This is a genomic window from Burkholderia sp. BC1, from assembly GCF_052683555.1.
In genome coordinates this window covers 105,657-131,221 of record NZ_JBQYLP010000012.1, presented here as the reverse complement: position 1 = coordinate 131,221, position 25,565 = coordinate 105,657, and the positions used below count along the sequence as shown (strand labels likewise).

General features: G+C 65.4%; 22 protein-coding genes. 8 read left to right on the top strand and 14 right to left on the bottom strand.

Going from position 1 to position 25,565, the window contains the following annotated elements; genetic code table 11:
- The coding region (locus tag ACSHSS_RS08740) for a hypothetical protein (protein WP_220087403.1) at positions 1-276 on the top strand (276 nt) is incomplete at its 5' end.
- Positions 277-345: 69 nt separating this feature from the next.
- Positions 346-783, top strand: coding sequence for a hypothetical protein (locus ACSHSS_RS08735; RefSeq protein WP_012464961.1), 438 nt, complete (start codon positions 346-348; stop codon positions 781-783).
- Positions 784-953: 170 nt separating this feature from the next.
- Here the strand turns inward: ACSHSS_RS08735 and ACSHSS_RS08730 are convergent, their stop codons facing one another.
- From ACSHSS_RS08730 to ACSHSS_RS08705, 6 genes are all read right to left on the bottom strand, one after another.
- Positions 954-1,658, bottom strand: coding sequence for a DUF429 domain-containing protein (locus tag ACSHSS_RS08730; RefSeq protein ID WP_048994803.1), 705 nt, complete (start codon positions 1,656-1,658; stop codon positions 954-956).
- A 9-nt stretch (positions 1,659-1,667) separates the two neighbouring features.
- Positions 1,668-2,192, bottom strand: a complete 525-nt coding sequence (locus ACSHSS_RS08725; protein ID WP_006416309.1) for an HD domain-containing protein — start codon at positions 2,190-2,192, stop codon at positions 1,668-1,670.
- 119 nt (positions 2,193-2,311) lie between these two features.
- Complete coding sequence (locus ACSHSS_RS08720) at positions 2,312-5,782, bottom strand: ATP-binding protein (RefSeq protein ID WP_006416295.1); 3,471 nt, start codon at positions 5,780-5,782, stop codon at positions 2,312-2,314.
- 3 nt (positions 5,783-5,785) lie between these two features.
- Positions 5,786-7,036 carry a metallophosphoesterase family protein gene (locus ACSHSS_RS08715; protein WP_006416323.1) on the bottom strand — a complete coding sequence of 417 codons (1,251 nt, stop codon included), beginning with the start codon at positions 7,034-7,036 and terminating at the stop codon, positions 5,786-5,788.
- Between the two features lie 292 nt (positions 7,037-7,328).
- The gene (locus ACSHSS_RS08710; RefSeq protein WP_006405534.1) at positions 7,329-7,859 is read right to left on the bottom strand and encodes a hypothetical protein; all 531 of its coding nucleotides are present in this window, start codon (positions 7,857-7,859) and stop codon (positions 7,329-7,331) included.
- Positions 7,860-8,227: 368 nt separating this feature from the next.
- Positions 8,228-10,210, bottom strand: a complete 1,983-nt coding sequence (locus tag ACSHSS_RS08705; RefSeq protein ID WP_006416326.1) for a gamma-glutamyltransferase family protein — start codon at positions 10,208-10,210, stop codon at positions 8,228-8,230.
- A 204-nt stretch (positions 10,211-10,414) separates the two neighbouring features.
- Here ACSHSS_RS08705 and ACSHSS_RS08700 point away from each other — a divergent pair, with 204 nt between their 5' ends.
- The gene (locus ACSHSS_RS08700; protein WP_006416303.1) at positions 10,415-11,356 is read left to right on the top strand and encodes a tyrosine-type recombinase/integrase; all 942 of its coding nucleotides are present in this window, start codon (positions 10,415-10,417) and stop codon (positions 11,354-11,356) included.
- Between the two features lie 16 nt (positions 11,357-11,372).
- On the opposite strand, the gene ACSHSS_RS08695 is transcribed toward ACSHSS_RS08700, so the two are convergent.
- From ACSHSS_RS08695 to ACSHSS_RS08685, 3 genes are all read right to left on the bottom strand, one after another.
- Positions 11,373-11,849, bottom strand: coding sequence for an RES family NAD+ phosphorylase (locus ACSHSS_RS08695; protein ID WP_006416310.1), 477 nt, complete (start codon positions 11,847-11,849; stop codon positions 11,373-11,375).
- Complete coding sequence (gene parS, locus ACSHSS_RS08690) at positions 11,846-12,301, bottom strand: type II RES/Xre toxin-antitoxin system antitoxin (RefSeq protein ID WP_006399363.1); 456 nt, start codon at positions 12,299-12,301, stop codon at positions 11,846-11,848. The genes ACSHSS_RS08695 and parS overlap by 4 nt, the downstream gene beginning before the upstream one ends.
- A 495-nt stretch (positions 12,302-12,796) precedes the next feature.
- The gene (locus tag ACSHSS_RS08685; protein WP_006416296.1) at positions 12,797-13,438 is read right to left on the bottom strand and encodes an HD domain-containing protein; all 642 of its coding nucleotides are present in this window, start codon (positions 13,436-13,438) and stop codon (positions 12,797-12,799) included.
- A 212-nt stretch (positions 13,439-13,650) separates the two neighbouring features.
- Between ACSHSS_RS08685 and ACSHSS_RS08680 the strand changes: the two genes are divergently transcribed.
- The 3 genes from ACSHSS_RS08680 to ACSHSS_RS08670 all read left to right on the top strand — a co-directional run bounded on the left by ACSHSS_RS08680 (position 13,651) and on the right by ACSHSS_RS08670 (position 16,424).
- The gene (locus ACSHSS_RS08680) at positions 13,651-14,616 is read left to right on the top strand and encodes a GlxA family transcriptional regulator (protein ID WP_043281835.1); all 966 of its coding nucleotides are present in this window, start codon (positions 13,651-13,653) and stop codon (positions 14,614-14,616) included.
- A gap of 438 nt (positions 14,617-15,054) precedes the next feature.
- Positions 15,055-15,366 carry a DUF4148 domain-containing protein gene (locus tag ACSHSS_RS08675; protein WP_048994800.1) on the top strand — a complete coding sequence of 104 codons (312 nt, stop codon included), beginning with the start codon at positions 15,055-15,057 and terminating at the stop codon, positions 15,364-15,366.
- Between the two features lie 344 nt (positions 15,367-15,710).
- Positions 15,711-16,424, top strand: coding sequence for a dienelactone hydrolase family protein (locus ACSHSS_RS08670; protein WP_043281829.1), 714 nt, complete (start codon positions 15,711-15,713; stop codon positions 16,422-16,424).
- Between the two features lie 239 nt (positions 16,425-16,663).
- Here the strand turns inward: ACSHSS_RS08670 and ACSHSS_RS08665 are convergent, their stop codons facing one another.
- Together ACSHSS_RS08665 and ACSHSS_RS08660 are read right to left on the bottom strand one after the other, a co-directional pair.
- A complete protein-coding gene (locus tag ACSHSS_RS08665; protein WP_035957154.1) occupies positions 16,664-17,617 on the bottom strand; it encodes a LysR family transcriptional regulator in 954 nt (317 codons plus the stop codon).
- A gap of 258 nt (positions 17,618-17,875) precedes the next feature.
- Positions 17,876-19,174, bottom strand: coding sequence for an adenylosuccinate synthase (locus ACSHSS_RS08660; RefSeq protein ID WP_048994799.1), 1,299 nt, complete (start codon positions 19,172-19,174; stop codon positions 17,876-17,878).
- Between the two features lie 143 nt (positions 19,175-19,317).
- Here ACSHSS_RS08660 and gcvA point away from each other — a divergent pair, with 143 nt between their 5' ends.
- A complete protein-coding gene (gene gcvA, locus ACSHSS_RS08655) occupies positions 19,318-20,223 on the top strand; it encodes a transcriptional regulator GcvA (RefSeq protein ID WP_445544829.1) in 906 nt (301 codons plus the stop codon).
- Between the two features lie 169 nt (positions 20,224-20,392).
- Here gcvA and ACSHSS_RS08650 read toward each other — a convergent pair whose 3' ends face one another.
- On the bottom strand, positions 20,393-20,701 hold the full coding sequence (locus ACSHSS_RS08650) for a hypothetical protein (protein WP_006399352.1): 309 nt from the start codon (positions 20,699-20,701) through the stop codon (positions 20,393-20,395).
- A 1,638-nt stretch (positions 20,702-22,339) separates the two neighbouring features.
- Here ACSHSS_RS08650 and ACSHSS_RS08645 point away from each other — a divergent pair.
- The gene (locus tag ACSHSS_RS08645; protein ID WP_006416298.1) at positions 22,340-23,656 is read left to right on the top strand and encodes a replication initiation protein; all 1,317 of its coding nucleotides are present in this window, start codon (positions 22,340-22,342) and stop codon (positions 23,654-23,656) included.
- 86 nt (positions 23,657-23,742) lie between these two features.
- Here ACSHSS_RS08645 and ACSHSS_RS08640 read toward each other — a convergent pair whose 3' ends face one another.
- Together ACSHSS_RS08640 and ACSHSS_RS08635 are read right to left on the bottom strand one after the other, a co-directional pair.
- On the bottom strand, positions 23,743-24,768 hold the full coding sequence (locus ACSHSS_RS08640; RefSeq protein ID WP_006416304.1) for a ParB/RepB/Spo0J family partition protein: 1,026 nt from the start codon (positions 24,766-24,768) through the stop codon (positions 23,743-23,745).
- The gene (locus ACSHSS_RS08635) at positions 24,761-25,456 is read right to left on the bottom strand and encodes a ParA family protein (protein WP_006399349.1); all 696 of its coding nucleotides are present in this window, start codon (positions 25,454-25,456) and stop codon (positions 24,761-24,763) included. Before ACSHSS_RS08635 ends, ACSHSS_RS08640 begins: the two co-directional genes overlap by 8 nt.
- Positions 25,457-25,565: the final 109 nt, after the last annotated feature.

The window sequence follows — 25,565 nt, the reverse complement described above, 5'->3', positions numbered from 1 at the left end:
TCAACAACTTTTTTCACTACATCGTTGCGACTGCGGGGTTCTTCTTCCTTCGTCGGCCGGGCGCTCTACACCGCAGCACACGTCCGACTTCGCTTCCCCTTTCGCGCTGCGTTTCCGTTAGCGCGAAAGAGGCGTGATTCTATGCAGCCCACGCAGGATGCGCAAGCGGTTTGTGAAAATATTTTTAAAAAGACGCGACGGGCCGCAGCGCCTTCCGGCTTCTTCTATATATACGCGACGCGTCACGCCACGGCGGTGTCTGCCGATTGCCCGTAACGCGTGTCGCACAGGCTGCCACGCGCGGTCGAGTATCATGCCGCGATCGCATACCTACTCAAGATGACGATGGACAGCTTCACACAATCGGGCGAGGCCGATCTCCGCGCCGAATTCGCTGCGCTGCGCGAACGCGCCGCCACCCTGGAAGAACAGGTCCCGCCGTTGCTGCAACGCATCTCCGATGTATTGCCGCGGATCAGCGGCGAAACGGAACTGGCGGATGAGCATCGGGAACGACTCGTCGGCGCGCGCAACGCAGCGATGGTATCGATCGAAAACTATCAGCAGGCGATTCCGTTCGTGCAGACCGCCGACTCGATCATCGAGCAGCTCGACAAAACGCCCGAACGCGACGAGGACGCCGAGTGGCGCGAAGCACTGCTGCAGCGACTCGACGAACTCATCGACGTCGCCATCGTCATGATCGACGATGCGGACAATTACTTCGAGCAGGCGCGCGCCTGCGATCTGGCGAGCGTGCCGTCGTCCATCCTCGAGGACTGACGACTCATCGCATCGCGGATCGGGATCGGCAATGTGCGGACTTCACGCACGCCGACCTTCCGACGTTCGACACGCGCTGCGTCGGCCGCAACGGCCGCCACTTGCTCGAACCGCATGGCGCGCTCGGTCGCTCACGAGCGCGGGAAAGCAAAGCAACGACGCAGCCGGCACTACGACGGATCGAGGACGATAGGCTCCGCCACGATCGGCACACGGATATGCCCGCCTTGCGCATCGCCATACGCGTGCGCGCTTCCTTCGATCACGAATCGCGCCGTCACCGCGCATAACGCCGCATCGCGCGCATCGACAGTCCGCAGCGTCGCGACGTCGATCCCGAGCCGTTCCAGCAACTGTCGACGTTGAATCCGCTTCTGCTTCGCCGACGCCGTGGCCTTGCCGAGCAACGCACACGTGATCGCATACGGATAGGTCTCGAAACTCACGCGGCCGCCGCCATAGTGCGCGTCGACCAATAGGGGATACGCGCTCGCGAGCGCGCGATACACGCGCTCTCCCACGAACATCCAGTCGAAGAAGCCCGACGCACTCGAGATCGCTTGCTCGCGCGTCGGCGTCGGAAAGCACGAAATGCGCTCGCGCGCGAGCGCCTGCTCGACCGGCCGACGTCCATCACCGGCCCACCACTGGCTCGGCGCGTCGACACCCACGGCAACGACGTCATGTTCGAGGCATAGCGGCAGCAGCGCTTCGGGCGCGATCCGCGCCTCATGGCAGACAACCGTCGAGCCGCGCAGGATCACGAGATCGCACTGCTTCTTGTCGCCACCGACATCGACACCGGCAACCGCGCGCGTCGACGACGCCTCATCGCGCCTGCCCCGCGCACGGCCGGTCGAACGATCGTCACGCATCGCGACGCCTCACTCGCTCGGCCGCGCGGCGTACGCGGCATCGAAGATCGCTTCGAGCCCCGGATGCACGCCGCGCATCCGGTCGACGACCGACTTCGCCCAGTCGAAATACGCCTGCTTGCGCTCGAGTGGCCAGTCGGCCGGAGGATGCTGCGCAAGGTCGCGCAGATTGCAGATCTTGTCGGCGAGCTTCACGAGCTTCGCGCGGCGGCTGATGTGCGCCGCGTGCTCGATCTGCAGCCGCTTGCGCGTTTCCTTCGGCAACGACTTGTCATCGGTGACTTCGAGCACGATGTTCGCGACGTCCTTGCCGAACAGACGCAGCAGTTCCTGCTCGGTCGTCTCGGTGTCCTCGATCGTGTCGTGCAGCACGGCGGCGACGATCACGCGTTCATCCTCGATGGCGACTTCGTTCGCCAGCACGTCGGCGAGCGCGATCGGATGATTGATGTATGGCGACGCCTCTTCGTCCTTGCGACGCTGGTTGCGATGCCGGTCCGCCGCGAACGCGATGGCCGCGATCAGCTTGTTCATGACACCTCCCGTCGTATGGACGCACCCGCGGCCGCGTCGACCGGCCGCGCATCGAATCCGTCATCGTACGCGCATGCGGCCAGCGGACGCGCGCGCCGCCATACCGGCCTGCTGCCTTCTCATGCGGCCGCCGATTGCCGCTGCAGCTCGATCACGTTGACCTGGGCACCGAACACGTCGGCGATGAGCGGCAGCAGATGATCGTGGTGCGTCAGGAACAGCACCTGCGTGCGCGTCGACAGATCGCGCAGCGCCTCGAACCCGGCCTTCGCACGCGTATCGTCGAAATTGATGAACAGATCGTCGGCGACGAACGGCAGCGCGGTCCGGCTGCCGAGCTGCAACTCCAGCGCCGCGATCCGCAGCGCGAGAAACAACTGGTCGCGCGTGCCTTCGCTGAGCCCGGCCACTTCGACCGACGTGCCGCTCGTGCGCCGTGCATACAGCGCGGGCGGCGTCCGCTCGGTATCGACGGTCAGCCGCGCGAACTCGCCGAGCGTCAGCCCCGCAAATATCTCGCCGGCGCGCCGCAGCATCGGCCCCTGCTTCTGGTCGCGATAGCGGTCGGTCGCCCACTTCAGCAAGCGGCTCGCCGTCGCGGCTTCCAGATACTGCTCGGCAGCCTCCCCCATCGCGGCCAGCGCTTCCTGACGCTTCGCCTCCGCGAGCGCCGCATTGGCCTGTCCGTCGATCGCGCCGAATGCCTGCTCGGCGACGACCTGCTGCTGCGCGAGCGCATTGAGCCGCTTGCCGACGTCCTCGATCGATTGCTTCACGGCTTCGAGGTGCGCCGGTACGTCCGCAATATCGTATTCCGCGACTTCCGCTTCGAGCGCCGCGCGCGACAGCCCGTCTCCGTCGCGCGTCAGCTGCTGTTGCGCGGCATCGACCGCCTGCCGAAGCGCGCGACGACGGTCAGAACGTTCGGCAAGCCGCAGCGCTTCGTCGATCGTCGCGACGCCCGCCAGCTGAAGCAGCGGGTAGACGCGCGCTTCGGCGCCGGCCACTGCCGCGGCAGCGTCGGCGACCTTGTCGTCGGCCTGCCGGATCGCTTCGTCCGCACGCTCGATCGCGCGAGCGGTTTCCATCGCGGCAGACAGGCGCGCGCTCAGCCGGCGCGCGACTTCGAGCCAGTCGCCGATCGTCAGCCATTCCGGCGCCAGCGCTTCGGCGAGCCGTCGCGCGCCTGCCTCGAGTGCGGCCAGCTCCGCGCGCATCGTCGCGATCCGGTTGCGCGGCGCGTCCGCCGCAGCAAGCTCGGCCGTCACCGTATTCGCGAGTGCCAGTGCGCCCTCCGCTGCCGCGAGCGACGTCGCGCTGGCGGCAAGCCTTGCATCGGCGAGCGCGTCGCGCCACTGCTGCTGCCATGCGTCGTACGCGGACTGCGCCTGATCGACGCGCGATCGCGCCGTCGCGCAGCCGCGCTCGGCCTCTCGTGCGCGTTCGTCGAGGCTCTCCTTGCGCGCACTCGCCTTCTCCGCGGACTGCACGAACGTCTCGGCCGTCGCGACGAGCGTGTCCAGCCCTTGCGCGTCATCGCCGCGCGAGACGACGCGCAGCGCCGCACGCAGTGCCGACTCTGCGCGCGTGCGCGTGTCGCGCAGCGTGTCGCGTTCGTTGCGCAGCCGCTCGACATCCGAGTGCGCGGCGAACACCGCATCGCGTCGTGCCAGCCAGTCCGTCATTGCATCGAGCGGCATGCCGGGCACGCCGGCCGCAGCCGCGCATGCCGCCCACGCGTCGCGATGTGCGGCGAGGTCGCGTTCGCGGTCGTCGAGCACAGCTTGCCGGCGCGCGACGCCCGCACGTGCGGTTTCGACCTGCTGACGCAGCGATTGCAGCGTCGCGGCCGCTTGCGTTGCACCGAGCTGCGCATCGACGAGCTGGTCGGCGACGCGAATCGCGTCGTCGACGGCCGGTGCGCCCGCCGCGAGATCGACCGCACCGCTGCGCACGTCGCTCCATGCACGGTCGCGGCGTGCACGGGCGGCAAGCACTTCCGCCGTCGTGACGACGGGGTGGTTCTCGGCGAAATGCCGTTCCTGCAATGCCAGCCGTTCGAGCTCTTCCCGCGCAGCGTCGCGCGCATCGCGCGCCGCTGCGACCGCGCTCATGCGTTCGCTTTCCGCCTTTAGCAGCGCACCGACCCGTGTTGCGAACGGCACGTCGAGCGCACGCAACGCGTCGACGGGCTGGCGCCACGGGCCCAGCGCATCGAGCGCGCCGGCCAGCACGCGCTCGGCGCTCGCGATTTCGCCTTCGAGCGCATGCTCGCGCTGCCCGATGTTGCGCAGGCCGCGCGCATCGACGAGCGCGGCACGAAGCGCTTCCGGTACGTCGACGGTCGACACGCTCGCCAGTTGTTCGCGCACCTGATCGGACTCGCGCATCCGCTCGTCGAGCGAATCGCGTGCGCCGACGAGCGCCTGATGAAGCGCGCCGTGTTCGCGCAGCAGGCTTTCGACCGTCTTCAACGCGAGCGCCGACGGCAACGCCGCGCGCAATGCCGATTCGTCGCTCGGCCAGCCCAGTTGCGCAGCCGCGTCGAACGCAGCCGACAAATGCCGCTCGACTTCCGCGCCGAGCAGCAGCAGATCCTGCGCATGGTGCGCGCACGTGGCGCGCAGCCGTTCGAGCGCTTCGATGTCGGCTGCGCGTGCGAGCGCATCCGTATCGCCGTCGATCGCATCGCGCGCCTGCCGTTTCGCGAGCAGATCCGCGCGGCGCGCCTCGAGCACCTTTTGCTCCGCGGCGAGATCGCCCTGCGCCTTCAGCAGTTCCGCCCCCGCGGACGGCGGCAGGTCGACCACGTCGCCGAGCTCCGCCAACGCGGCCTCGTTGAGCGCCAGTTCCTTCAGATACGGCGCAAGCCGTCGGACGCGCTCGTATTTCGAGCGCAGCGATTCGAGCCGACGCAGCTCCGTGCGCGCGAGCGCGATCTCGTGCTCGACCGCTTCGCGCGCCTCCTTCCGGTCGACCCAGTCGCGCGTGCGCACCTGCACCGCCTTCAGTTCGGCCACCGCTTCGTTGAACGCCGTTTCGGCAACCGCAAATGCGCTGCCGCTGCGCCGCGGCGCCCATAGGTCTGCGGCCCGCGCGTCGAGTTCGTCGCGCACGGAGCCGAGCCGGCCGACGCCGGCCGCGGATTCGAACAGCACCTGGCCGAGCTTGTCCGATGCATCGAGAATGCTGCGCCCGCCATCGACGAGCCGACCGTGATCGAGACCGAACATCTGCTCGAAGAATTCGCGCGTCGCGCCGTCGAGGACGGCCGCGAGATAGTCGTCGGGCAGCTTGTCGTCGTCGGGCGTGCGCAGCGAGCTGCGGCCGCGCGCGCGATGAAACGCGAGCGTCGCGCCGCCGCTTTCGAGCACGCCGCCGATCCGCAGATCGGGCGTGCCATGCAGAAAGTCGAGCGGCGTCTGCAGCTTCATCCCGAACAACAGTTCCGTCACCGCCGTCCGAATCGTCGACTTGCCGGCTTCGTTCGGCCCGACGATCACATGGAAATCCTGCGTCGCCGCCGGAAAGCGCAATGTCTCGTCAGTGAACTTGCCGTACCGGATCAGATCGAGTTGACCGATGCGCATCGCTTATTCTCCTCTCGCCAGCCGCGCGAGCAGCGCGGGACCGACCTGCCGAACCAGTGCCGTCAGATCGCCTTCACGCGCCAGCGCAAGCAGCGGCACGTCCTCCTTCACGTCGCTGCGCACCTTGCCGAGGAACGGCTTCAGATCGCGTTCGAGCAGCGCGAGGAAATCGGGATCGTGCGCGGCGTCGGCGAGAATCTGCTTCAGATCGTCGAGCGCTTCGAGCGGTTCGCCGGCGCCGTACGGATGCTCGGGCGCCGAAGTCGCGAGCCGCACCTTCTCGAGCCACAGCCGCTCATTGCCGATGATACCGATCTGATTCAGCACCTCCGCGCGCAGCTGCGTCGCGCGGCCGAAGAACAACCCGTGCGCGGGCGTGCGTCCCGTCACCGTCACGCGCACCGCGCGCGGCACATGCGCATCGACGCTCAGCAGCGTCTCCAGCGACTGGCCGATCTTGCGCGACAGATCGGCGACGCTCACGCAGTCCGATGCGTCGACCGCCAGCGATTCCCAGCGCAGCACGTCGAGGTACAGACGCTCGACCTGCGTGCGTCCCTGCTCGACCGTCACGAGCACCGCACCGCGCCGTCCGGTCTCGCGGATATGCCGTCCCTGCAGGTTGCCCGGAAACACGATCGTCGACGGTCCCGTCCATTGCTGAAACTCGTGCACGTGGCCGAGCGCCCAGTAGTCGTAGCCCTTCGCATGCAACTCCGCGAGCGTGCACGGCGCGTAGTTCGCGTGCGCCGCATAGCCTTCGAGCGCCGTATGCAGCACGCCGATGTTGTAGTAGCCGGGCACCGGATCGGGGTAGCCGGTCGCGAGATTGTCGACGACCGCCTTGTCCTTGAAGCTCTGTCCGTGCAACGCCACTTCGAACTCGGGCAGCCGATGCGTTTCCGGCTTGCGATGATGGAATACGGTGACGTTGTCGGGCAGCGTCAGCTTCTTCGTCATTTCGCTTTCGGCGTCGTGGTTGCCCCACAGCACGAACGCGCGGATGCCGGCCTTGCGCAGACGTCCCATCTGCTGGCCGAAGAAGATACCCGTGTTGTGATCCTTCCAGTCGCCGTCGTACAGGTCGCCGGCGATCACGAGAAACGCGACTTCCTCGTCGATCGCGCGATCCACCAGTTGCCGCAGCGCATCGCGCGACGCACTGCGCAACTGCGAGGCCGGCGCGTCCGGATACGCGCTCAGGCCGTGCAGCGGGCTGTCGAGATGAATGTCTGCCGCGTGGATGAACTTCACGAAATTCCCCTGTTGGATGGCGCGCGTGGCGGTTGCCGTCGTATCGCATGCGATCGACGTCGCGCTGCATCATGCTGCCGGTTGCCGACGGCTGGCGATGGTACCTGAAAGCGACCGCCGCAATCGAACCGCAGCAGCGAAGCATGATGCCATCCCGAACGGGTGCGGCGCCATTCGCATGCCGTTCGTCCGTATCGGAGATGCGAGGCCGGGGAAGGACGTCGCATCGCGCGCGAAAAAAAAAGGCCCGGCCCGCATCGAAGCGGGCCGGGCCGTTACGGACCTGGATCGGTTACTGCGCCGCGCCTTGCGCCGACACCGAACCCTTCAGGCCGACCGACGCGCCGCCTTGCGCAGCGTTCGTCGTACCGGCCAGCGCTTCGCCGGCCTTCGCCTTCACGCCGCCCGCGACGTCGCCCGCGGTCGTCATCGCGCCTTGCGCGTGGGTCTTCGCCGACGCCGCGGCATGCTTCACGTGCGCCTTCGTCGAATGGACGGCCGACGCGGCAGCATCCTTCGCCGAACCGGCGGCCGTGCCGACCGCGTGCGTCGCGCCACCGACCGCGTTACCGGCCGCCGAACCGACGCCGTCGACCGTCTTGCCGACGCCGCTCAGCGCACCGCCGATCACGTTGCCCGAACCGGCCGCATTCGCACCCGCGCCGCCCTGCGCGCCCACGCCGCCGCTCAGCAGCGGCGTCTGCACCTGTGCGCCGACGCCGACCGAGCCGTCTGCACCGGTCTGTGCCGTCTGTGCGAAAGCAGCCGAGGTCGCGACAGCCGACAGCGCGGCACCCAGCAGGATCGTGCGAATCTTGTTCATGGTCATTCTCCCCAAAGATGTTGTTGCTGCGGGCCGCGTTCGTGCGGCTTGTCGCATGCCTCGCCGCGACATGCGGCAAGTGGGCGTAATGTAGCCGGCGTCGCGTACGAAACCGCTGTTTTGCGGGGACTGTTACTTCCGTTGCAAATGCTGACGATTGACTCACACAGTTTGACAATTGCCGGATTGCGGCGCGATCGACTCAAGTCGTTCGGCACTTCAGCAGGCTGGCATCGCGGTGTGTCGACACGCAGGTCGAGCGGTGTGTGGCGGCGCTCGACGCGCGCGCTATCGCAGCAACGAAACGCCCCGCCGCCGATCGCGATCGGCACGGCGGGGCGGTGGCTTCGTTCGCGCCGGCTTCGTGCTTACGGTCGGATCGTGTCGCCGAGCACGACACCCTCGCGACGCGGATCGGTCCCGCCCTGCAGCGCAGGCGTCTGACCGAGCGTCACGCGCATCACCGTATTGACGCCGCTCGCCTGCGCGGACGTCGATACCTTGTGACCGAGCGCGAGCAGGCCGGCAATCAGCGGATCGTTCGCGCCGCTGTTCGACGTGTTGACGTTCGGATGTTCGCCGCCGATCGTCGTCGTCGGGCTATTGCTTGCGCCGAAATCGACGAGGCCGGTCGACTGCTGCGCGTCGAGGCCCCAGTCCAGCGCGCCGACGAGCGTCTTCACGACGTACTGCGGAATCGTGCCGCCGCCCGGCGAGCCGGTCGCCATCACGAAATCGCCGCGCGATCCGTCGGCTGCCTTGGCGAACACGATCGTCGGCGCCATCGAGCTGCGCGGCCGCTTGCCGGGCTGCAGCCGGTTCGCCACCGGATTGCCCGCGCTGTCGAGCGGGTTCGCCGAGAAATCGGTCAGCTGGTTGTTCAGCAGAAAACCATGCGTCATATGGAACGAGCCCATGCTCGATTCGACCGTCGTCGTCGCGCTCAGCACGTTGCCGTCGCCGTCGACGATCGTGAACTGGTTCGTGCCGTGTTCGATCAGCGTCGTATCGACGCCGAGCGGCACGGCGCCGAGATCGCCGGGCTGCGCGGTACCCATGCTCTTGCCCGGATCGATCAGCGCCGCGCGCGACTTCAGATACGGCTTGTTCAGCAGCGTGTCCCACGTGCCGCCCGGCAGCGGTACGAAATCGGTGTCCGCGACGTACTTGTCGCGATCCGCGTACGCGAGCCGCTCGGCTTCCGACACGAGATGCACGCCGGCGACGGTCGGCTTGCCGCCTTCGAGATCGATCGCGGTCGGCTTCAGCGACTTGAGATCGAAGTTCTCGAGAATGCCGAGCGCCGATGCGACTGCAATGCCGCCCGACGAAGGCGGCGGCATCCCGCACACCCAGTAGCTGCGATAGGTCGTGCATACCGGTTCGCGACGTTTCGCTTCGTAGGCCGCGAGATCGGCGAGCGTCGTCTTGCCCGGCGTGATCGTCGAACCGTCCGCGCCCTTCGCCGTCGCGATCTTCGCGACGATGTCCTGTGCAATGGGCCCGGTGTACAGCGCCTTCGCGCCCGACTGCGCGAGCGCCGTCAGCGTATCGGCGTATGCGGGGTTTTTCAGCACGGTGCCGAGCGTCTTCGGCGAGCCGTCGGCGTTCAGGAAATACGCAGCGGCGTCGGGATCGCGCTTCAGATTCGCGGCATTCGCCGCGATCGCGTCGGCCAGCCGGCCGCCGATCCGAAAGCCGTTCGTCGCGAGCGCAATCGCGTCGCCGAACAGGTCTTTCCACGCAAGCCTGCCGTGATCCTGCTGCAACGCCTCGATCAGCCGCGGCACGCCGATCGTGCCGATCGAGCGGCCGCTCGCGCGAGCATTCGGCTGCGGCGGCGATCGGTCGCTCTGATCGTCGACATAGCGCAGATAGTTTTCCGTCGCGGCCGCAGGCGCTGTTTCACGGCCGTCGTACGCCTGCAGCGTCTTGTTGCGCGCATCGTAGTACAGCAGCACGCCGCCCGAGCCAAGCCCGGTCGCCTCGGGCACCGTCAGCCCGAGGACGGCTTGCACGGCAACGGCCGCATCGGCTGCCGTACCGCCTTTTTTCAGCACCGCGCATCCCGCCGCGCTCGCGTAAGCGTTCGAAGTCGCGACCAGATAGCGCTTCGCATAGACGGGCTTCATGCCGGTGCGATAGCCCGACGATGCTTCCGGCAATGACGGGTCGCCCGGCTGGTTCGAGCCCACCACGACGGTCGCGCCGCTGTTGTCGAGCGCGAGACAACTGGTGTCGGCCGTCGTGGACGAGCGGGCCGCTTCGTTTTCGACGTCGCCGCCGCATGCCGTCATCAGGACGGCTGCAAGCAGCGCGGACGCATACGGGAAGATCGCTGTTCTATTCATTGTCGGTCGACGTTGTCGTGCATCGTGGTGAAGTACGTCTCGTCGCCCGCGCCCCCCTCGGCATGCGGGCAATGGGTTCGATCGTCGCACGGATGATTTTTTTTCCGCAACTCGTCGATGAACGCAAGCCGCGCTTGGGTAAGCTCGCGCACTGTGCGTTCGCCCGATTTGCAGACTTCGCTGCATTGCGGCTATAACGGCGTCATGGATACGAGTCGCTGGATCGACGACCCCGTCGGGGCATTTCGAGCGTGGCAGCAAACGAGCGCGACGGGCGCGCGGCGGCAGCCGTTCGCGCCGCGCTCGATCGTGCAGCACGTCACGATGTTCGAACGATTTCTGCGCCATCTGCATGCGCACCGTGCATCGCTCGCGACGTTCGGGCCCGACCACGTCGCGACGTTTCTGACGGAACTCGAGCGCAGTTGCGCGCCCGGCACGTCCACGCGTGTGCGTTATGCGAAGCTGATCGACCGGCTGTGCCGGCATCTCGTCGAAGCCGGCGTGCGGCGCGTGCATCCGGCCGCGCGTGCGGCGCACGCGCTCGCGTGGCCCGACACCGAGCCGGAGCCGTGCTATCTGCCTCCCGACGCGGACGCCGCGCTGCAACGTCACGTGCAACCGCGCGCCGACGATACGCCCACCGCATGCAGGAACCGCGCGATCGTCGCGCTGCTGCTCGCAACGGGCATCACGTCGGCGGAAATCCGCGCAACGACGCGCGACGCGCTCGCGCTCGACGAACGCCGACCGATGCTGACCGTGCCGCGCGAGCGCGCCCGGCCGGCACGCCGGATCGAACTCGCTGCGTTTGCCGTCGCGCCGCTCGCGGCGTGGCTGGCGGCTTGCTCGTCCGATTCGGATGCGTTAGCGCGGCTCTTTCCCGCGCCGCGGGACGGCGGGCCGATGAACGACATGTTTCTGCTACTCGTCGTGCGCGACGCGCTCGCCGCGATCGGCTTCGAGGCGTCGGACATGAGTCCGCGGGTGCTGCGCAATACCTTCGCGCGCCGTCAGTTGCTGGCCGGTCACACGCATACCGACGTCAGCGCGATGCTCGGCCTCGTCAGCACGCGAACCGTCACGCGGATCCGGCAAACGCTGCCGCCGAATGCGGCCGCCGACCGTGCGGCGCACGAGCGCTGAGCGCGATCGGTATGTGTCATTCGGGCTTCGATTGAATCAGCCGCAGAATGCGGCTGTCGTACGGCGATTGCATGATCTCGACGATCCGCACGTCGGCGGCGGCGGGGTGCAAAGGGTTCAACAGAAAATTGTGCGCATGCGGGACGACGACGCTCGGTACGCGCAACAACGCGGTCGGCTGCGTATGCAGCCATTCGGTGCCGGCGCTGCGCGTCCAGTCGACGTTCGTCTGCCAGTCGGCCGGCGCATCGGCCTCCACGATTTCGGCGATATCGACCGATTCGGCCGCCTCGACGCGAAGCAGCTGGTATCCGCTCGGCAACTGTGCGACTGTCGCGATTTCGAAATGAACGAGCGTCTCGAGCAAGGCGAGCGCCGGATGTTCGGCGAGATAGACGACCGGTTGCCCGGCGAAGTGCCAGCGCCCGCCGGCACGCAATCCGCCGATCCCTCTCAGGTCGGCGTAATTGCTGATTCGCCACAGCGTCGTCAAGCGAAATACCCTTCGTCGATTTGCGTCAGCGCCTCTTCGACCAGCCGCGCGCCGTGTTCGGTGCTCGCCATGTCGAGCGACGTCCGGCCGCCGAAGCGTTGCAGGCCGCGGCGCAGCCACGCCATCGCCTTGTCCTGATCGCCGAAGGTGGCCGTCGCCTGCGCGACGATCCGCGCGAGCCGGATCGCCTTGTCGGATTCCTCCGGCGACAGGCGCTCGTGCGCCTGCCGGCGATGGCTCAGCGTGCGCCGCGGAATGATGAACGCCAGCTCGTCCGACTTCAGGCCGCGCTCGGACAGACGGTCGATCACCGAAACATCGACGCGCGCGCTCGCCAGTTCGGCGAGATCCGCGCCCGAGCGCACAGGAATCGCGAGCAGTTGCTCGAGAATCGTGAATTCGGCCTGGCGTGGATGGGCGACGCCCGAGGGGTGAAAAGCGATGGTGCTCATGAGCTGAGTCTCCGGCAATTTGCCCGTTCATTATAGGCGTTTTGCCGGGGGTTGGCAGGTTGGGGGTGGAGGTGCGGTTTGGAGGGCGGATGGGTTGGAGGCGCAGTGGGAAGTGCGAATCGGAGATTCGCCTTGGAGGGTCGTCGGCGTCTTTCAGTATATAAATTGGGGTGGTATGCGGGTCCGGTTGTCACGTAACAACTTATTAAGGTCCAATCGCGAAGGTCTGGCATGGAACAGCGTTCGAACTACCGCGCGCCGTCGTCGCCTGTTCATTCCAGTGGAGGACTAGTCAGCCTGTTATGCGGCGGGCCGCGCCGCCTGCGCCCCATTTTTTAAAGCAGGAAGTTACGCCCGTTACGGCGCACGGGGCGATGCAGGCAGGTCCGTCCCTTTGCGACCCCCACAGGCATTCGGCGGAGACTGCAGCTACCGAATCCGCTGCGGCGCCCAGCGGCCATACCCGCCCGCCCCGCCTGCAAGCCGCTCTCCGAATCAGCCCGCCCACGCCGACGACCGAATCACGCTGCAGAAATTCGTCGCATGAAAGTGCGGATCCTTGTCGGCGAGCACGTCCGCCTTCACGTTGCCGAACGTCGTGTGCGGCTTATGTTTGATCCCGTCGTAGAACGCCTGAATGATGTCCTCCTTGAAGTGCGGCGTGCGCGGATGCGCATGAACGACAGCCTCGCGCTCGATATCCGTGAATTCGGAATACGCGAGGCCGAGCACATCCATTTCGACGCCGGCCGTCACGAGCGCGATCACCGGATGCATGTGCTGCGGAATGCCCGGCGTCGTATGCAGCGCGATCGACGTCCACACGAGGTCGATGTCCTGTTGAGCAATGCCCTTGCTCTTCAGAAAATCGCGCGCCGCATTGGCTCCGTCCACCTCGAAGCGCTCGCACGCACTGCTGTGCCGGTGCGTCAGCCCCATGTCGTGAAACATGCACGCGCAGTAGAGCAGCTCCGGATCGTACTTCAGCGCCTGGCGGCGACCGGCGAGCGCCGCGAAGTAGTACACGCGACTCGAATGGTGGAACAGCAGCGGTGACTCGGTATCGCGGACGAGTTCGGTGATCTCGCGCGCCAGTTGGCTATCGGGAATCGTGATGCCGGCAACGTTCACATTCATGATCGACCTCCATTGAAGATACGTCGATTCTGCGCATCGCGATCACTGTCTCCAATAGACGTGTTACGTCAGATCCTGCCATTTTGCGCGATCGGCTGACACGGCCGGCAAAGCGTGTCCGATTCGGCCCGCCGCGCCGCTTCAGCCCCGCCCGGCGCGGCTCGCGCACGTCTATACTGCAACGCGTCGCGTTGTCAGAGATGTCATCGTTCATGCCGAAAGTCGTGGGTGTTTTTGCCGTTCCGGGTGTTCAGTTGCTCGACGTTTCCGCGCCGCTCGACGTCTTCGCGCAGGCGAACGTCGAATGCGGAAAAGCGTTCTACAGGCTGCGCGTGATCGCGTGCGAATCGGGGCCGATCCGCAGTTCTTCCGGCGCGCAACTGTTGCCCGACTGGGTCGCGCCGAACGTCCCCGAGCGCATCGATACGCTGCTCGTCGCCGGCGCGCCGGGCGCAGGGCGCATCGCGCTACGCACCGACGTGCTTGCATGGCTGCGCTCCGCGGCCGTGCAAAGCCGGCGATACGGCTCGATCTGCACCGGTGCCTTCGTGCTGGCGGAGACCGGCCTGCTGAAGGGCCGCCATCTGACGACGCACTGGGCCGCGGCCGAAGCGCTTGCCCAAGCACATCCGACGATCACCGTCGACGCCGACGCGCTATACGTGCGCGACGGCAAGCTGCGTACCGGCGCCGGCGTGACGGCCGGCCTCGATCTCGCGCTGGCGCTCGTCGAGGAGGATCTCGGACGCGACATCGCCCGACGCGTCGCGTCGCAACTCGTGATGTTCTTCAAGCGACCGGGCGGGCAGCTGCAGTTCAGCCGTAAAGGCGAAGCGCGGCCGGCCGGCCGCTCGGTGCTGCAGGAAGTGCAGCGCTGGATCGCGGCCCATCCGGAACTCACGCACTCGGTCGCCGACCTGGCCAAGCACGCGGGCATGAGCCCGCGGCACTTCGCGCGGCTGTTCCGCGCGGAAGTCGGCATGACGCCGGCCGCGTGGGTCGAAGCGACGCGCATCTCAGCCGCGCGTCAGCTGCTCGAGAACGGCCGCGATACGCCGAAGCAGGTCGCAGCGAAATGCGGCTTCGCCAACGTCGATACACTGCGGCGCTCGTTCGCGAAACACGTCGGCATCACGCCTGCCGAGTACCGGAAACGGCAGGCCATCGTGACCGAATAGCAGCCGCGTGGCGCGCGTCTTCGTCGGCGTTGTCTTTGATCCGGTGCGTCGCGTTGTTTCGCATCGCGTGGCGCCGGCGGAGTCGACCCGATGATGCTTCAGGGCTCGCGTCCATACAGCGGATGACGGCACAACAAGTTGTTCTAACAACCTTTTCTCGTTTCACTCGACAAGCACTTTTCGATGCTCGGGCGCGCGGATGCGCTGCTGCGCACGCGTGCGTTGCATCGCGCCGATTCGGCCGCCGCGGCGCGTGCGCCGCCCGCATCAGCCAATCTCCAGACAAATGGCGCATGCCGCTCGACACCGAATCGTTTACTCAGTTGCAATAATGATTCGCCCGAACGCGTATTTCCGGTCCGTTACGCGATCGCTACGATGCAATCAACCGCTGAACGCAACGAGCGAAGCGCGAAATCAACGAAACCGGAGGTCATCATGAAGTCGTTCATCTACGCTGCCGTCGCAGCCGCCGCACTGTCTGCATCGTATGGCGCGTTTGCGCAATCGAACCCGTCGGGTCAACTGACGCGTGAGCAGGTGCGCGCCGAACTCGTCCAGCTCGAACGGGCCGGGTACAAGCCCGAAGTCTCCGACACGCAGTATCCGCGTGCGCTGCAGACCGCGCAGGAGCGCGTGACGAACGCCGATGCAACCGGATACGGCGCGCAAGCTGCGCCGCGCATTCATGCCGGCCGCGTCACCGCCGTCCGCCAAGAGGGCCGCGATTCGATCTACTTCGGCCAGTAATGCCGCCTGCGTACTGCGGTACGCGCGCGCCGTGCCTCGCACCCCGCTCCCGTTCATCGGGGCGGGGTGTTGTTTTGTCGGCGCGTGCACATCGATGCAGGCGTGCATGCCAACGCGCGCACCCGTGACACGCAGCGACACGATGCGCCCCGCTCCCCCGCCGCTCGGCCTGCCGTCATGAACGCCGGCACCCCGCATTTGCGCATAGAATGGCCGCGTGGTCGGCGCCGGCCGCAGCGAACGCGAGCGTAATCTCGAACCGCCGGGCAAGCCCCGATCGTCATCGCGTTCGCCGGCCGACTCCGATGCCGCATCAATGGCATTTTTCGAAAAGGAGCGGTTTCATGTCTCAAACATCCGGTTCCATGATCACGTTTCGCCGCCCGGACGGCCAAGAGCTGCAAGGCTACCTCGCGACGCCGGAGAAGACCGACGGCGCGCCCGCGGTCGTCGTCATTCAGGAATGGTGGGGCTTGAACGACCAGATCCGCGGTGTCGCGGATCGCCTTGCGCGCTGCGGTTACTTCGCGCTCGTGCCCGATCTGTATCGTGGCAAGTCGACCGTCGAGGAAGAAGAAGCGCACCATCTGATGACGGGGCTCGATTTCGGCGATGCCGCGTCGCAGGACATTCCCGGTGCCGTCCAGTATCTGAAGACGCGCGCCGAGCGCGTCGCCGTGACGGGCTTCTGCATGGGCGGTGCGCTCACGCTGCTGTCGCTGCAATTCGCGGACGCCGACGCCGGCGTCACCTGGTACGGCTTCCCTCCGCTCGACTATCTCGATCCGTCGAAGATCAAGGTGCCGGTGATGGGTCATTGGGGCACACAGGACGCGTTCTTCACGATCGACCAGGTCGACGCACTCGAAAAGAAGCTGGCCGACGCCAAGGTCGACATCGAATTCCACCGGTATCTTGCCCATCACGCATTCGCCAACGAAACGGCCGTCGGGCCCGGCCGCATCGCGGGCACGCAGTTCGATCCGGTGTGGTCGCAGTTCGCGTGGGACCGAACGCTGACGTTCTTCGGCCGCACGCTCTGGCAAAAGGCGGCCTGACCTGCCGTTCAAGCGGACGAGCGCAACGCTCGCCGTTCGCTCGAGCTATCGCTCTTGCCGGCACGGTCGCATGCAGCGGCGCGGCCGGCAACATGCGCACCGATTGCGAAACGGATGACGTGGTGCGCCGCTCGGCGGACTGCGAAGCTCGCGAGCATCGGGCGCCGCTTCCGCAAGCGGCGCGCAGCCGATGCCAAGGATTCCGTATCAATGATGGCCGCACGTGTGCGGCCCAAGTGTCACGCGTTCGCGCGCGAATCCTGCGCCGCACAGAGTGCGGCCTCGTCGGCCGCGAGCATTTCCGGCACGCACTCGCGCAGAAAATCGACGAACGTCCTGATCTTCGCATCGAGATACTGACGCGAGGCATAGAGCGTATAGACGGTCAGCTTCTGCAGCCGGTACTCGGGCAACACGCGCACGAGCGCGCCGCTCGCGAATGCCGGCAAGGCCGTCGACATCGGCAATGCGCCGATGCCGAGACCGGCGCGCAGCCCGGCGCCCAGTGCGTCGGCGATGTTCACCTGAAAGTCGGGCAACGGCAGTTCGAACGTCTCGCGGCCGTTGGGCCCGTCGAGATGCCAGCGATCGCGCGGAAAGATCGGCGTGACGATCTGCAGGCAGGCGTGCCCTTCGAGATCGCTCACGGTACGCGGCGTGCCGCGCTCTTTCAGATACGCAGGCGATGCGCACAGCACGCTATGCATTTCGCCGAGCCGCTGCGAAACGAGGCCGGAGTCCGGCAGTTCGGCCGTGCTCAGCTGCAGCGACACGTCGTAGCCTTCGTCGATGATGTCGGGCACGTGCTGCGACAGCGTCAGTTCCACCGCGACCGACGGATAGCGCTGTCGATAGCGAACGACCGCAGGCACGACGTACGCCTGCCCGAAGCTCGTCGTCGCGTGCACGTGCAATCGCCCCGACGGCTTTGCCTGCGCGTCGGCCGCCTCGGCTTCGGCTTCGTCGATATACGCGAGAATCCGCTGGCAACGGTCGAGGTAGCGCTGCCCTGCGTCCGTCAGCGCAATGCGGCGGGTGCTGCGATTCAGCAGACGCGTGCGCAGATGCGTTTCCAGCTGCGCGACCGAGCGCGATGCGTAGGCCGTTGTAATGTCCAGCCGCTGGGCGGCGCTCGTAAAGCTGCCCTCCTCCGCGACCCGGACAAAAATGCGCATCATCTGTAACGTGTCCATCGCCATGTCCCCGGGATTGAAACCGCGCCGTGCCGCGGCGTCGCCGCGTGTCTCCGTCGTCGAGAGCCGCTACGACTGCGGCCGGTCCGGCGCGAATTGTGCGGAACAGTACAGCAGCGTCGATAGCGTGTCCAGTTCGCCGTGCGCGGTCTCGTGCGGTGCCCGCAGCGCGGCGGGAGAACGCGTTCCGGAAGGCGTGCGAACGGGCATATCGCGCCGCCCGGCGTCATGCCGGGACGGGACGATATGCCCTTTCCCTTAGACGCGCGGCGCCGGGTCGAACGGATCGCGCAACACGATCGTGTCGTCCCGTTCCGCGCCGGTCGTGATCATCGACACGGGGACGCCCGCGACCGCTTCGACGCGCGCGATAAATGCCTGCGCTGCATGCGGCAACGCTGCACGCTCGCGCACGCCTTTCACGCTGCGTTGCCAGCCGTCGAACCGCTCGTACACGGGCCGCGCACGCGCTTGGGCCTCGAGACTCGCGGGCAGATGCTCGACGCGCGCGCCGTCCAGTTCATAACCGACGCAGAGCTCGATCGAGTCGAAGCCGTCGAGCACGTCGAGTTTGGTCAGCGCCAGCGAATCGATACCGGACACCCTGACGGCCTGACGCAACTGCGCGGCATCGAGCCAGCCGCACCGCCGCGGCCGGCCGGTGTTCACGCCGAATTCCTGGCCGCGCGTGCGCAGCGCTTCGCCGGTTGCGTCGCTCAGCTCGGTCAGGAACGGGCCGCCGCCCACGCGCGTCGCGCAGGCCTTCGTCACGCCGAGCACGTGCCCGAGCTTCGACGCGCCGAGCCCGGTGCCGGTCGCCGCCGCGGAGGCCACGGTTGCCGACGACGTCACGAACGGATACGTGCCCCAGTCGATGTCGAGCATCACGGCCTGCGAGCCTTCGAAGAGGATGTGCTCGCCGCGGTCGGTCGCGTCGTTCAGGTCGGCCCACACCGGCCGCACGAACGGCAGGATCTTCGGTGCGATGTCCATCAGCCTGTCGAACATCGCATCGCGCGAGCAGACCTCGAGGCCAAGGCCACGGAACCATGCATTGTGATAGTCGACCAGCGCCTCGAGCTTGTCGGCGAGGCGGGCAGGTTCGGCAAGATCGCCGACGCGCAGCCCGCGGCGGCCGACCTTGTCCTCGTACGCCGGCCCGATTCCGCGCAGCGTCGTGCCGATCGGCTCGCGGCGCAGGCGCTCCTGTGCCTCATCGAGCGCGCGGTGAATCGGCAGCACGAGCGTCGCGTTTTCGGCGATCGAGAGGTTGTCTGGCGTCACCTGCAGCCCGAGCGCCGCCATTCGCGCGATTTCGCCGAGCAGCGCTTCCGGATCGAGCGCGACGCCGTTGCCGATCACGCCGCGCTTGCCGCGCACGGTGCCGCTCGGCAGCAGCGCGAGCTTGTACGTCTTCCCACCCACGACGAGCGTGTGACCGGCGTTGTGACCGCCGTTATAGCGCGCGACGACATCGGCCCGTGCCGCCAGCCAATCCACGATCCGCCCCTTGCCTTCGTCGCCCCATTGGGCGCCTACCACGACCACATTCGCCACGCTCGATTCTCCATGTGAGAAATTCAGACACTCGCGTCGGCCTATGCGGCCGCTCGTGTGGCATAGTCGCAAAGCGTCTCCCGACGATCAAACGATTAAATTTGAGCGATTTCGTCAGAAAAACTCACACGAATCTAAAAAGCATGGCACGTCGACTTCCGCCGCTGAACTCACTACGCGCGTTCGAAGCCGCCGCGCGACTGGGTAGCTTCACGCTCGCCGCCGACGAACTGTGGGTCACGCACGGTGCGATCAGCCGGCATGTGCAGCAGCTGGAGACCTGGCTCGGCAAGCCGCTGTTCGAACGTCTGAATCGACGCGTCGTGCTGACCGATGCAGGGCGTGCGTATCTTGCGGAAGTCGGCGCGTCGTTCGATCGCATCGCGCTCGCGACCGCGCAGCAGTTCGGGCAAGGCCAGCAGCGCGTGCTGCGCGTCAATGCGCCCGCAACGTTTTCGTTACGCTGGCTGGTGCCGAAACTGTCGTCGTTTCAGGTCGCCCATCCGACGATCGAGGTGCGGCTGTCGACGTCGAACGAGCCGATCGACAAGCTGCGCGACAGCGCCGATCTGATCATCCGCGGCGGCCCGCAGACGATCGACGGTTACGTCGCCGACGAATTCCTGTCCGAAGTCCGCTTGCCGGTATGCGCGCCGAAGCTGCTCGAGCGCACGCCGCTGCGCACGCCGGCCGATCTGGCGAACTTCACGTTGCTGCATGCGGCCACCTATCCCGGCATGTGGCCGGAATGGCTTGCGGCGGCCGGCTGCCCGAATCTCGTGCCTCGGCATGCGCTGACGCTCGAACATTTCTACCTGACGCTGCAGGGTGCGCTCGACGGGCTCGGCGTGGCAATGGGGCCGATCGCGCTCGTCGCCGACGACATTGCCGAAGGCCGGCTCGTGCAGCCGTTCAGCGGCCCGGCGTTGCCGGCGTGGCGGTATTTCACCTACGTGCCGGCCACGCGGATCGACGATGAAGCGGTACGCGCGTTCAGGGACTGGCTGAAGCTGGCGGGACGTGCGGAGAATTCGGAAGGTCTGCGCTGATCGGCGTGTGAGGCGCTTGCCGGATGCGCATGCCGGGGACGGTGGCGTAGAACGGGAGGTCGAAGCGGGATGTGTGGGTCGCCGATGGAAAGCGACTCGTAGAGCGCCGCAGTCATCGCTGCGGCAGGCAAGCCGCGAGGACATCCGCGGCTTGCGAACCGGTGGGCGCTTACTGGCCCGACCCGGCGGCCTTCTTCTCGGCGTTCTGGAGGTTCTGCGGATAATTCGGATCGTTGGCGGCCGGCTTGTAGCCAGCGTCCTCGAGTTTCTTCAGCTCGGCCGTATTCTTCGTGCGCGCAGCCTTGCGTTCGGCTTTGCGTTTGGCACGTGCCGCCTTGCGCGCTTCCTGCTTGGCAGCCTTGGCGTCCTGCGCGGCCGGTGCGCTCGCATCCGTCTGCGCAAACACGGGCGCCGTCGAGCCGAGCAGGAACGCAGCCGCAGTCGCGGCCAGCATCAGTTTTTTCGTCTGGATTCGCATCGCTGAACTCTCTTGTGTAATGGGTCACGGACAGACAGCACATCGAGATACCACCCCTGCCCCCGATCGGTGGAGAGACCGGTCGGGGCCTGTGCATCATAACCGCGTTACGCGGCGGCCGGGTTGACGTTGCGATGGTGGCTTGGGGATACGTTTATGGGAGATATCTGGCCGAGCTGGGCTAGTCCGGGTGAAGCTGTTGGCCGATTTGCGGTTCGATCGGGTTTGGGAGCGGAACCGTTGTCGCGATCTGAAGGATCTTGTGAGGTGCCAAGCGCGACCGTGCTACTCACAGCGGTTCAGGAAGGGTCCGGCGAGCGGGTTGTCCACAGCGCCGCGGCTCGGCTGGGACAAGTCGGCTCGACAGCCGTTCAATCGCGTGGATGGCCGTCTGCTCTCACAGCTGTTTCAGTGCAGGGCCTGCATCGATTGCGTGCGCGGTGGCGCGACTGCGCTGTCCGGATGGTCCCATAGACGGGAACCTATACGGTCCGATCGCCGTTTCGCGGGCCGTTTTCTCCCATAGGTTTCTACGTTTGCAGTTTGTGAGTAGGTACTCACATGTGAGGTCACGGTGGACGCGTAAGTCCTTGCCAGGAAAGGGAATTCTTGCGTCGCTCAGCTACGGTAAGCACCACGGTGACGGTCACCTTGAACCACGTTGGCATCGTTGGGTAGCGGTTTATGGGGTAGGTCTTTCTGCAAAAGCACACGTGTGTTTACATCTTTAGAAAGCAACGTTTACTTCTTTAACTACTTTTAGCAGCCTCACAGCCTTGTCCAGTAAGGGTTTGAAGGGGGATCGGTACCCATTTATGGGAGCACAGGTAGAAGATGGTGGGGCGTGAGGTCTGTGGATTTGGGGGATTGGGTACCAGCCTGTGGGGAACCGGGGATGTGGATATGGGAAGAGCGTACCCGTCTATGGGATTTCAGACCGGAAATGGCTTGGGTAGCCATCTATGGGATCGCCTTCAGGTAGCCGTTTATGGTGCGTTGCCGGGAAATGCCGAATGTCGGGAGGCACTGCGTTCCTGTTTCGGTAGCCGTTTATGGTATCGGCGAAAGGTAGCCGTTTATGGGCATCAGTTCGGCGCTCGGGATGGTATCGAAGGTCGGACGCGCGGCGTGGTCTCCCATAAACAGGTGCCTCAGACGAGAAAGGTAACCTTTTATGGGAACGCGGTAAGGTAGCCGTTTATGGGGCGCTTTCGCGCGGCCGCTGCGCCGATCGTGCGAGACCTCTCCCTGTCGACGCGTTTGAAGGTATCCGTTTATGGGATTTTGAGAAGGTAGCCGGCTATGGGAGAAAATCGCGACCGTGCTGCACGGCACCACGAAATGCCGGTTCCGTTCCGGTTCAGCCGGATGAGTTCCCATGGAAGGCTACCTTCGATTCGGCAAGAGCCATGCCGGGCGCGGGTGTTCGGGCATCAAAGGTAGCTGTTTTTGGGACGTATTTTGGCCGAAAGGTATATGCCTATGGGGCGACGCGCCGATCGACACATAAAAAATTTCCCTTTTGCGTCGACGGCTTAGCGTCCGTTGTGCAAGTGACGCTGGAACAGGGGCGTTGCTCGCCGCCGCGAAAAGGTATAAAGTCCGCCCTCAATACGGTCACCTTATCCGGACACCACGATGCCGCGCAAGCCCGCAAGCAAAGGCTCCGACAAACAGGTTTCGCTGTTTCAGACACCCGAGCCTCCCGACTTGCTGCGCAAGGCGGTCCAGGCGATTCACATCGCGCCCAAGTCGGGGAAGATCGGACTGCAGCAGCGCAAGATGTTCAGTTCGCTCATCAAGAACGCGCTTCGACAGGAAGCGTTCGAGCCCGGCCGCACGAGCTTCTCGATTTCGATTGCCGCGCTTTCGCACGAGAGCGGGCTGAACAGCAACAACACGAAGTACGTGAAGGATACGGTCAACTCGCTGATCAGCACCGTCGTCAACTGGGACTATCTTGCCGCCGACCGGTCGACCGTGTGGAAGGCGTCGGGCTTGCTGGCGGGCGCGGAGCTCGAGCAATCGGTGCTGAAGTACAGCTTCTCCGACCAGATTCGCAGCGAGCTGCTCAACCCCGAGATCTATGCGTTGATCGATATGCGCATCGCGCGCGAGTTTCGTCGATCGCATTCGCTCGCGCTGTGGGAAAACACCGTGCGCTACGAAGGGATCGGCATCACCGCCAAGATCCCGCTGCCGAAGTTCCGCGATCTCATTCTCGGTCAGGACAAGGCATCGCAGTCGTACAAGGAGTACAAGCTGTTCAAGAGCAAGGTCCTGGTGCCGTGCATTCAGGAGGTGAACGAAGTATCGGACCACACGCTCGAACTGATCGAACACAAGTCGGGCCGCAGTGTCGAGGCCGTGCAGTTCAAGGTGACGCGCAAGCCGAGCGCCGATACGGTCGAGGAAGGCGACGTCAAGAACGAAGCGCTCGTCGATGAGGTCGCGAAGTTCGGCATCCCGCGTTCCGAAGCGCGCCGGCTCATTACGCAATACGGCGTACAGCGGATCAAGGCGGCGATCGCCTATACGCTCAATCGGACTACGAAAAAGAACGCCGCGCCGATCGACAACGTGGCCGCGTATTTCCGCAAAGCGCTGACACACGGCTATACGCTGTCCGACGGACAAGGCGGCGAGACCGGCGCAGCGGTCCAGGAATCCGCGCAAAGCAAGCAGGAGCAGATTCGCGACAAGTATCTGGCCGCGAAGGTCGAGGAAGCCGGCGCGTATTTCCGCGAGCTCGAGATCGACGATCAGACCAAGCTGATCGAACGCTACAACGAGACCGTTGCCGGGTCGAAGGACCTGACGCTGTCGCCGAAGAAGAAGGCAAGCAAGCTCGCACAAACGAGCTTCTTCCGCTGGCTCGCGCTCGACACCTGGGGCGAGCCGACGTCGGACGATCTGCTCGAGTTCCTGCTCAAGAGTAGCCTCGCCACCAACTGAACGAGACCTCGCGGAGCCGCGTACACGTGCGTCGGATCGGTCCAACGTGACGTATGGCGCGGACGCGAGGTCTGCGTTGTTTCGTTTTACTGCTCTGCGGCGGCCAGTGCGGCGACGTATTCGTCGATGACGGCCTTGAGCTTGTCGGCGAGCGCTTCCTGGTGGGTTGCGTCCACGCCCTTCAGCTGCAGGTCGAGACGCCCGTCGGGATAGGTCTTCAACTGGCCGATCGCGCGTGACTCGAGCGCGAAATCGTGACGGACGCTGTAGCGCGTACGTCCCGCCTTCTTGGTGTTGTCGCTCTGCGCGCGCAGGAAGTTCTCGAGGTCGCGCACCGACTTCTTGCGATCGATCACGGCCGTCAGCAGACGGTCGGCGGTCGCCTCGCCTAGGCGCTCGAAGATCAGCTTCAGGAAATACGCTGCCTGCAGGCCGACGACGTCGCTTGCCGCCGCCATGCGCTCGAGCAGCGTATTCGGCAGCGCGTTCAGCGACAGCGTCTTGCTGATCGATGCCTTGTCTTTGCCGATCTTTTCCGCGAGCGTGTTCTGGTCGGGGAAGACCTTCTCGTCGAGCAGGCGCTTCCATGCCACTGCGTCGTCGAAGATCGTCTGGCGTTCGTGATCGTGGTTGGCGCGATACGCGATCGTGTAGAGCTGCTCCGGCGTGTGATCGGTGCGGAACGTCGCGTTGATCGTTTCGTCGCCGTTGATGCTCGTGGCGCGCAAGCGGCGTTGACCGTCGATCACGACGAGCTTGCCCGGAAACTCCGGCAGCCGCGTGACCTTGATCGGCTCGATCTGCCCTTCTCGCTTCAACGTCAACGCGAGTTCGTGCAGGCTCGATTCGGAGTAGAACACGCGCGGGTTGAACGGGTTCGGAATGCAGTCCTTGACCGCGACGCGTTGCGGCGCGCCGAGATCCAGCGCATCGGGTGGCGTGACGCCGGGGGCGGCAGCCACCACGGCGTCGACGCCGGTTTTCGCCGCCGAGGACGGCTCGGGTATGCGTGTTTCAAGCGCTGCGTTTTCTTGCGCGAGCCCGCGCAGCAGGCCCGCCGCGAGATGCAGATTGCCGGTCGGCTTTTTCTCTTTGGTTGTGTCCTTAGCCATGAGCGGCTCCCGTTGCGCGCGTCGATGCGATGTATTGGGCCATTTCGGTCACGAGCTTTTCGATCTCGGCACGCGCCTCTTTCAGCCCCTTCAGATACCGGTTGTGATGGTGAATCGTCGTGCCGAGCGCGAACGTCTGGCGATAGACCTCGCGTTGCGCGATCTGGCTGTCGAGCAGATGTTCCCCTATTTCTTCTGCCCTTAGAATTTTTAAAATTTCTTCACGCATTTTAGTTTTTCCATTGACGCTATTCAGCATTAATGCGGAAGAGAGATTGGGATTGCGAACGGCGCGCATCGACTCGATCATCCGGATCATGGCGACGGTGCTGTACAGGTCGGCCGGAGACGGCGACAACGGCACCAGGCAAAAATCGGCCACTTCGAGCACGGAGGCAATGCGTGGGTCCTCGAGGTTGCCGGGACAGTCGACGACGATGACGTCGAAGTTTGCGTCCTGTTTTTTTATTTCGGCACCGATGCCGCGCCCGGCAGGCGCCAGCGACAGGACTGTCATTGGAAGCGTATTCTCGCCGCTCGTTACCCAGCGGACGGAAGTGCCTTGAGGGTCGGCGTCGATCAGCGCCACTTTGTTCCCGCCGGCTTCGAATGCCGCCGCGATATTGACGGAGATGGTCGTCTTCCCCGTCCCACCTTTTTGATTGCTAACGGCGATTTTGAAGGCCATTAAATTCTCCACGGAGTTTTGCGTAATATATTCAGCGAAACGCTGATTGTCCAGACAAACGCTTTCACGGCATCCGATTTTTTTACGAAACGTGGTTGTCACGTGACAA

What these genes read in the sequence shown, in the direction of transcription:
- ACSHSS_RS08735 (WP_012464961.1), top strand. Translation starts at nt 346, where the DNA reads ATGGACAGCTTCACACAATCGGGCGAGGCCGATCTCCGCGCCGAATTC.
- ACSHSS_RS08720 (WP_006416295.1), bottom strand. Translation starts at nt 5,782, where the DNA reads ATGCGCATCGGTCAACTCGATCTGATCCGGTACGGCAAGTTCACTGAC.
- parS (WP_006399363.1), bottom strand. Translation starts at nt 12,301, where the DNA reads ATGAGCACCATCGCTTTTCACCCCTCGGGCGTCGCCCATCCACGCCAG.
- ACSHSS_RS08685 (WP_006416296.1), bottom strand. Translation starts at nt 13,438, where the DNA reads ATGAATGTGAACGTTGCCGGCATCACGATTCCCGATAGCCAACTGGCG.
- ACSHSS_RS08680 (WP_043281835.1), top strand. Translation starts at nt 13,651, where the DNA reads ATGCCGAAAGTCGTGGGTGTTTTTGCCGTTCCGGGTGTTCAGTTGCTC.
- ACSHSS_RS08635 (WP_006399349.1), bottom strand. Translation starts at nt 25,456, where the DNA reads ATGGCCTTCAAAATCGCCGTTAGCAATCAAAAAGGTGGGACGGGGAAG.
- ACSHSS_RS08710 (WP_006405534.1), bottom strand. Translation starts at nt 7,859, where the DNA reads ATGAACAAGATTCGCACGATCCTGCTGGGTGCCGCGCTGTCGGCTGTC.
- ACSHSS_RS08730 (WP_048994803.1), bottom strand. Translation starts at nt 1,658, where the DNA reads ATGCGTGACGATCGTTCGACCGGCCGTGCGCGGGGCAGGCGCGATGAG.
- ACSHSS_RS08645 (WP_006416298.1), top strand. Translation starts at nt 22,340, where the DNA reads ATGCCGCGCAAGCCCGCAAGCAAAGGCTCCGACAAACAGGTTTCGCTG.
- ACSHSS_RS08700 (WP_006416303.1), top strand. Translation starts at nt 10,415, where the DNA reads ATGGATACGAGTCGCTGGATCGACGACCCCGTCGGGGCATTTCGAGCG.
- ACSHSS_RS08665 (WP_035957154.1), bottom strand. Translation starts at nt 17,617, where the DNA reads ATGGACACGTTACAGATGATGCGCATTTTTGTCCGGGTCGCGGAGGAG.
- gcvA (WP_445544829.1), top strand. Translation starts at nt 19,318, where the DNA reads ATGGCACGTCGACTTCCGCCGCTGAACTCACTACGCGCGTTCGAAGCC.
- ACSHSS_RS08640 (WP_006416304.1), bottom strand. Translation starts at nt 24,768, where the DNA reads ATGGCTAAGGACACAACCAAAGAGAAAAAGCCGACCGGCAATCTGCAT.
- ACSHSS_RS08725 (WP_006416309.1), bottom strand. Translation starts at nt 2,192, where the DNA reads ATGAACAAGCTGATCGCGGCCATCGCGTTCGCGGCGGACCGGCATCGC.
- ACSHSS_RS08675 (WP_048994800.1), top strand. Translation starts at nt 15,055, where the DNA reads ATGAAGTCGTTCATCTACGCTGCCGTCGCAGCCGCCGCACTGTCTGCA.
- ACSHSS_RS08650 (WP_006399352.1), bottom strand. Translation starts at nt 20,701, where the DNA reads ATGCGAATCCAGACGAAAAAACTGATGCTGGCCGCGACTGCGGCTGCG.
- ACSHSS_RS08705 (WP_006416326.1), bottom strand. Translation starts at nt 10,210, where the DNA reads ATGAATAGAACAGCGATCTTCCCGTATGCGTCCGCGCTGCTTGCAGCC.
- ACSHSS_RS08670 (WP_043281829.1), top strand. Translation starts at nt 15,711, where the DNA reads ATGTCTCAAACATCCGGTTCCATGATCACGTTTCGCCGCCCGGACGGC.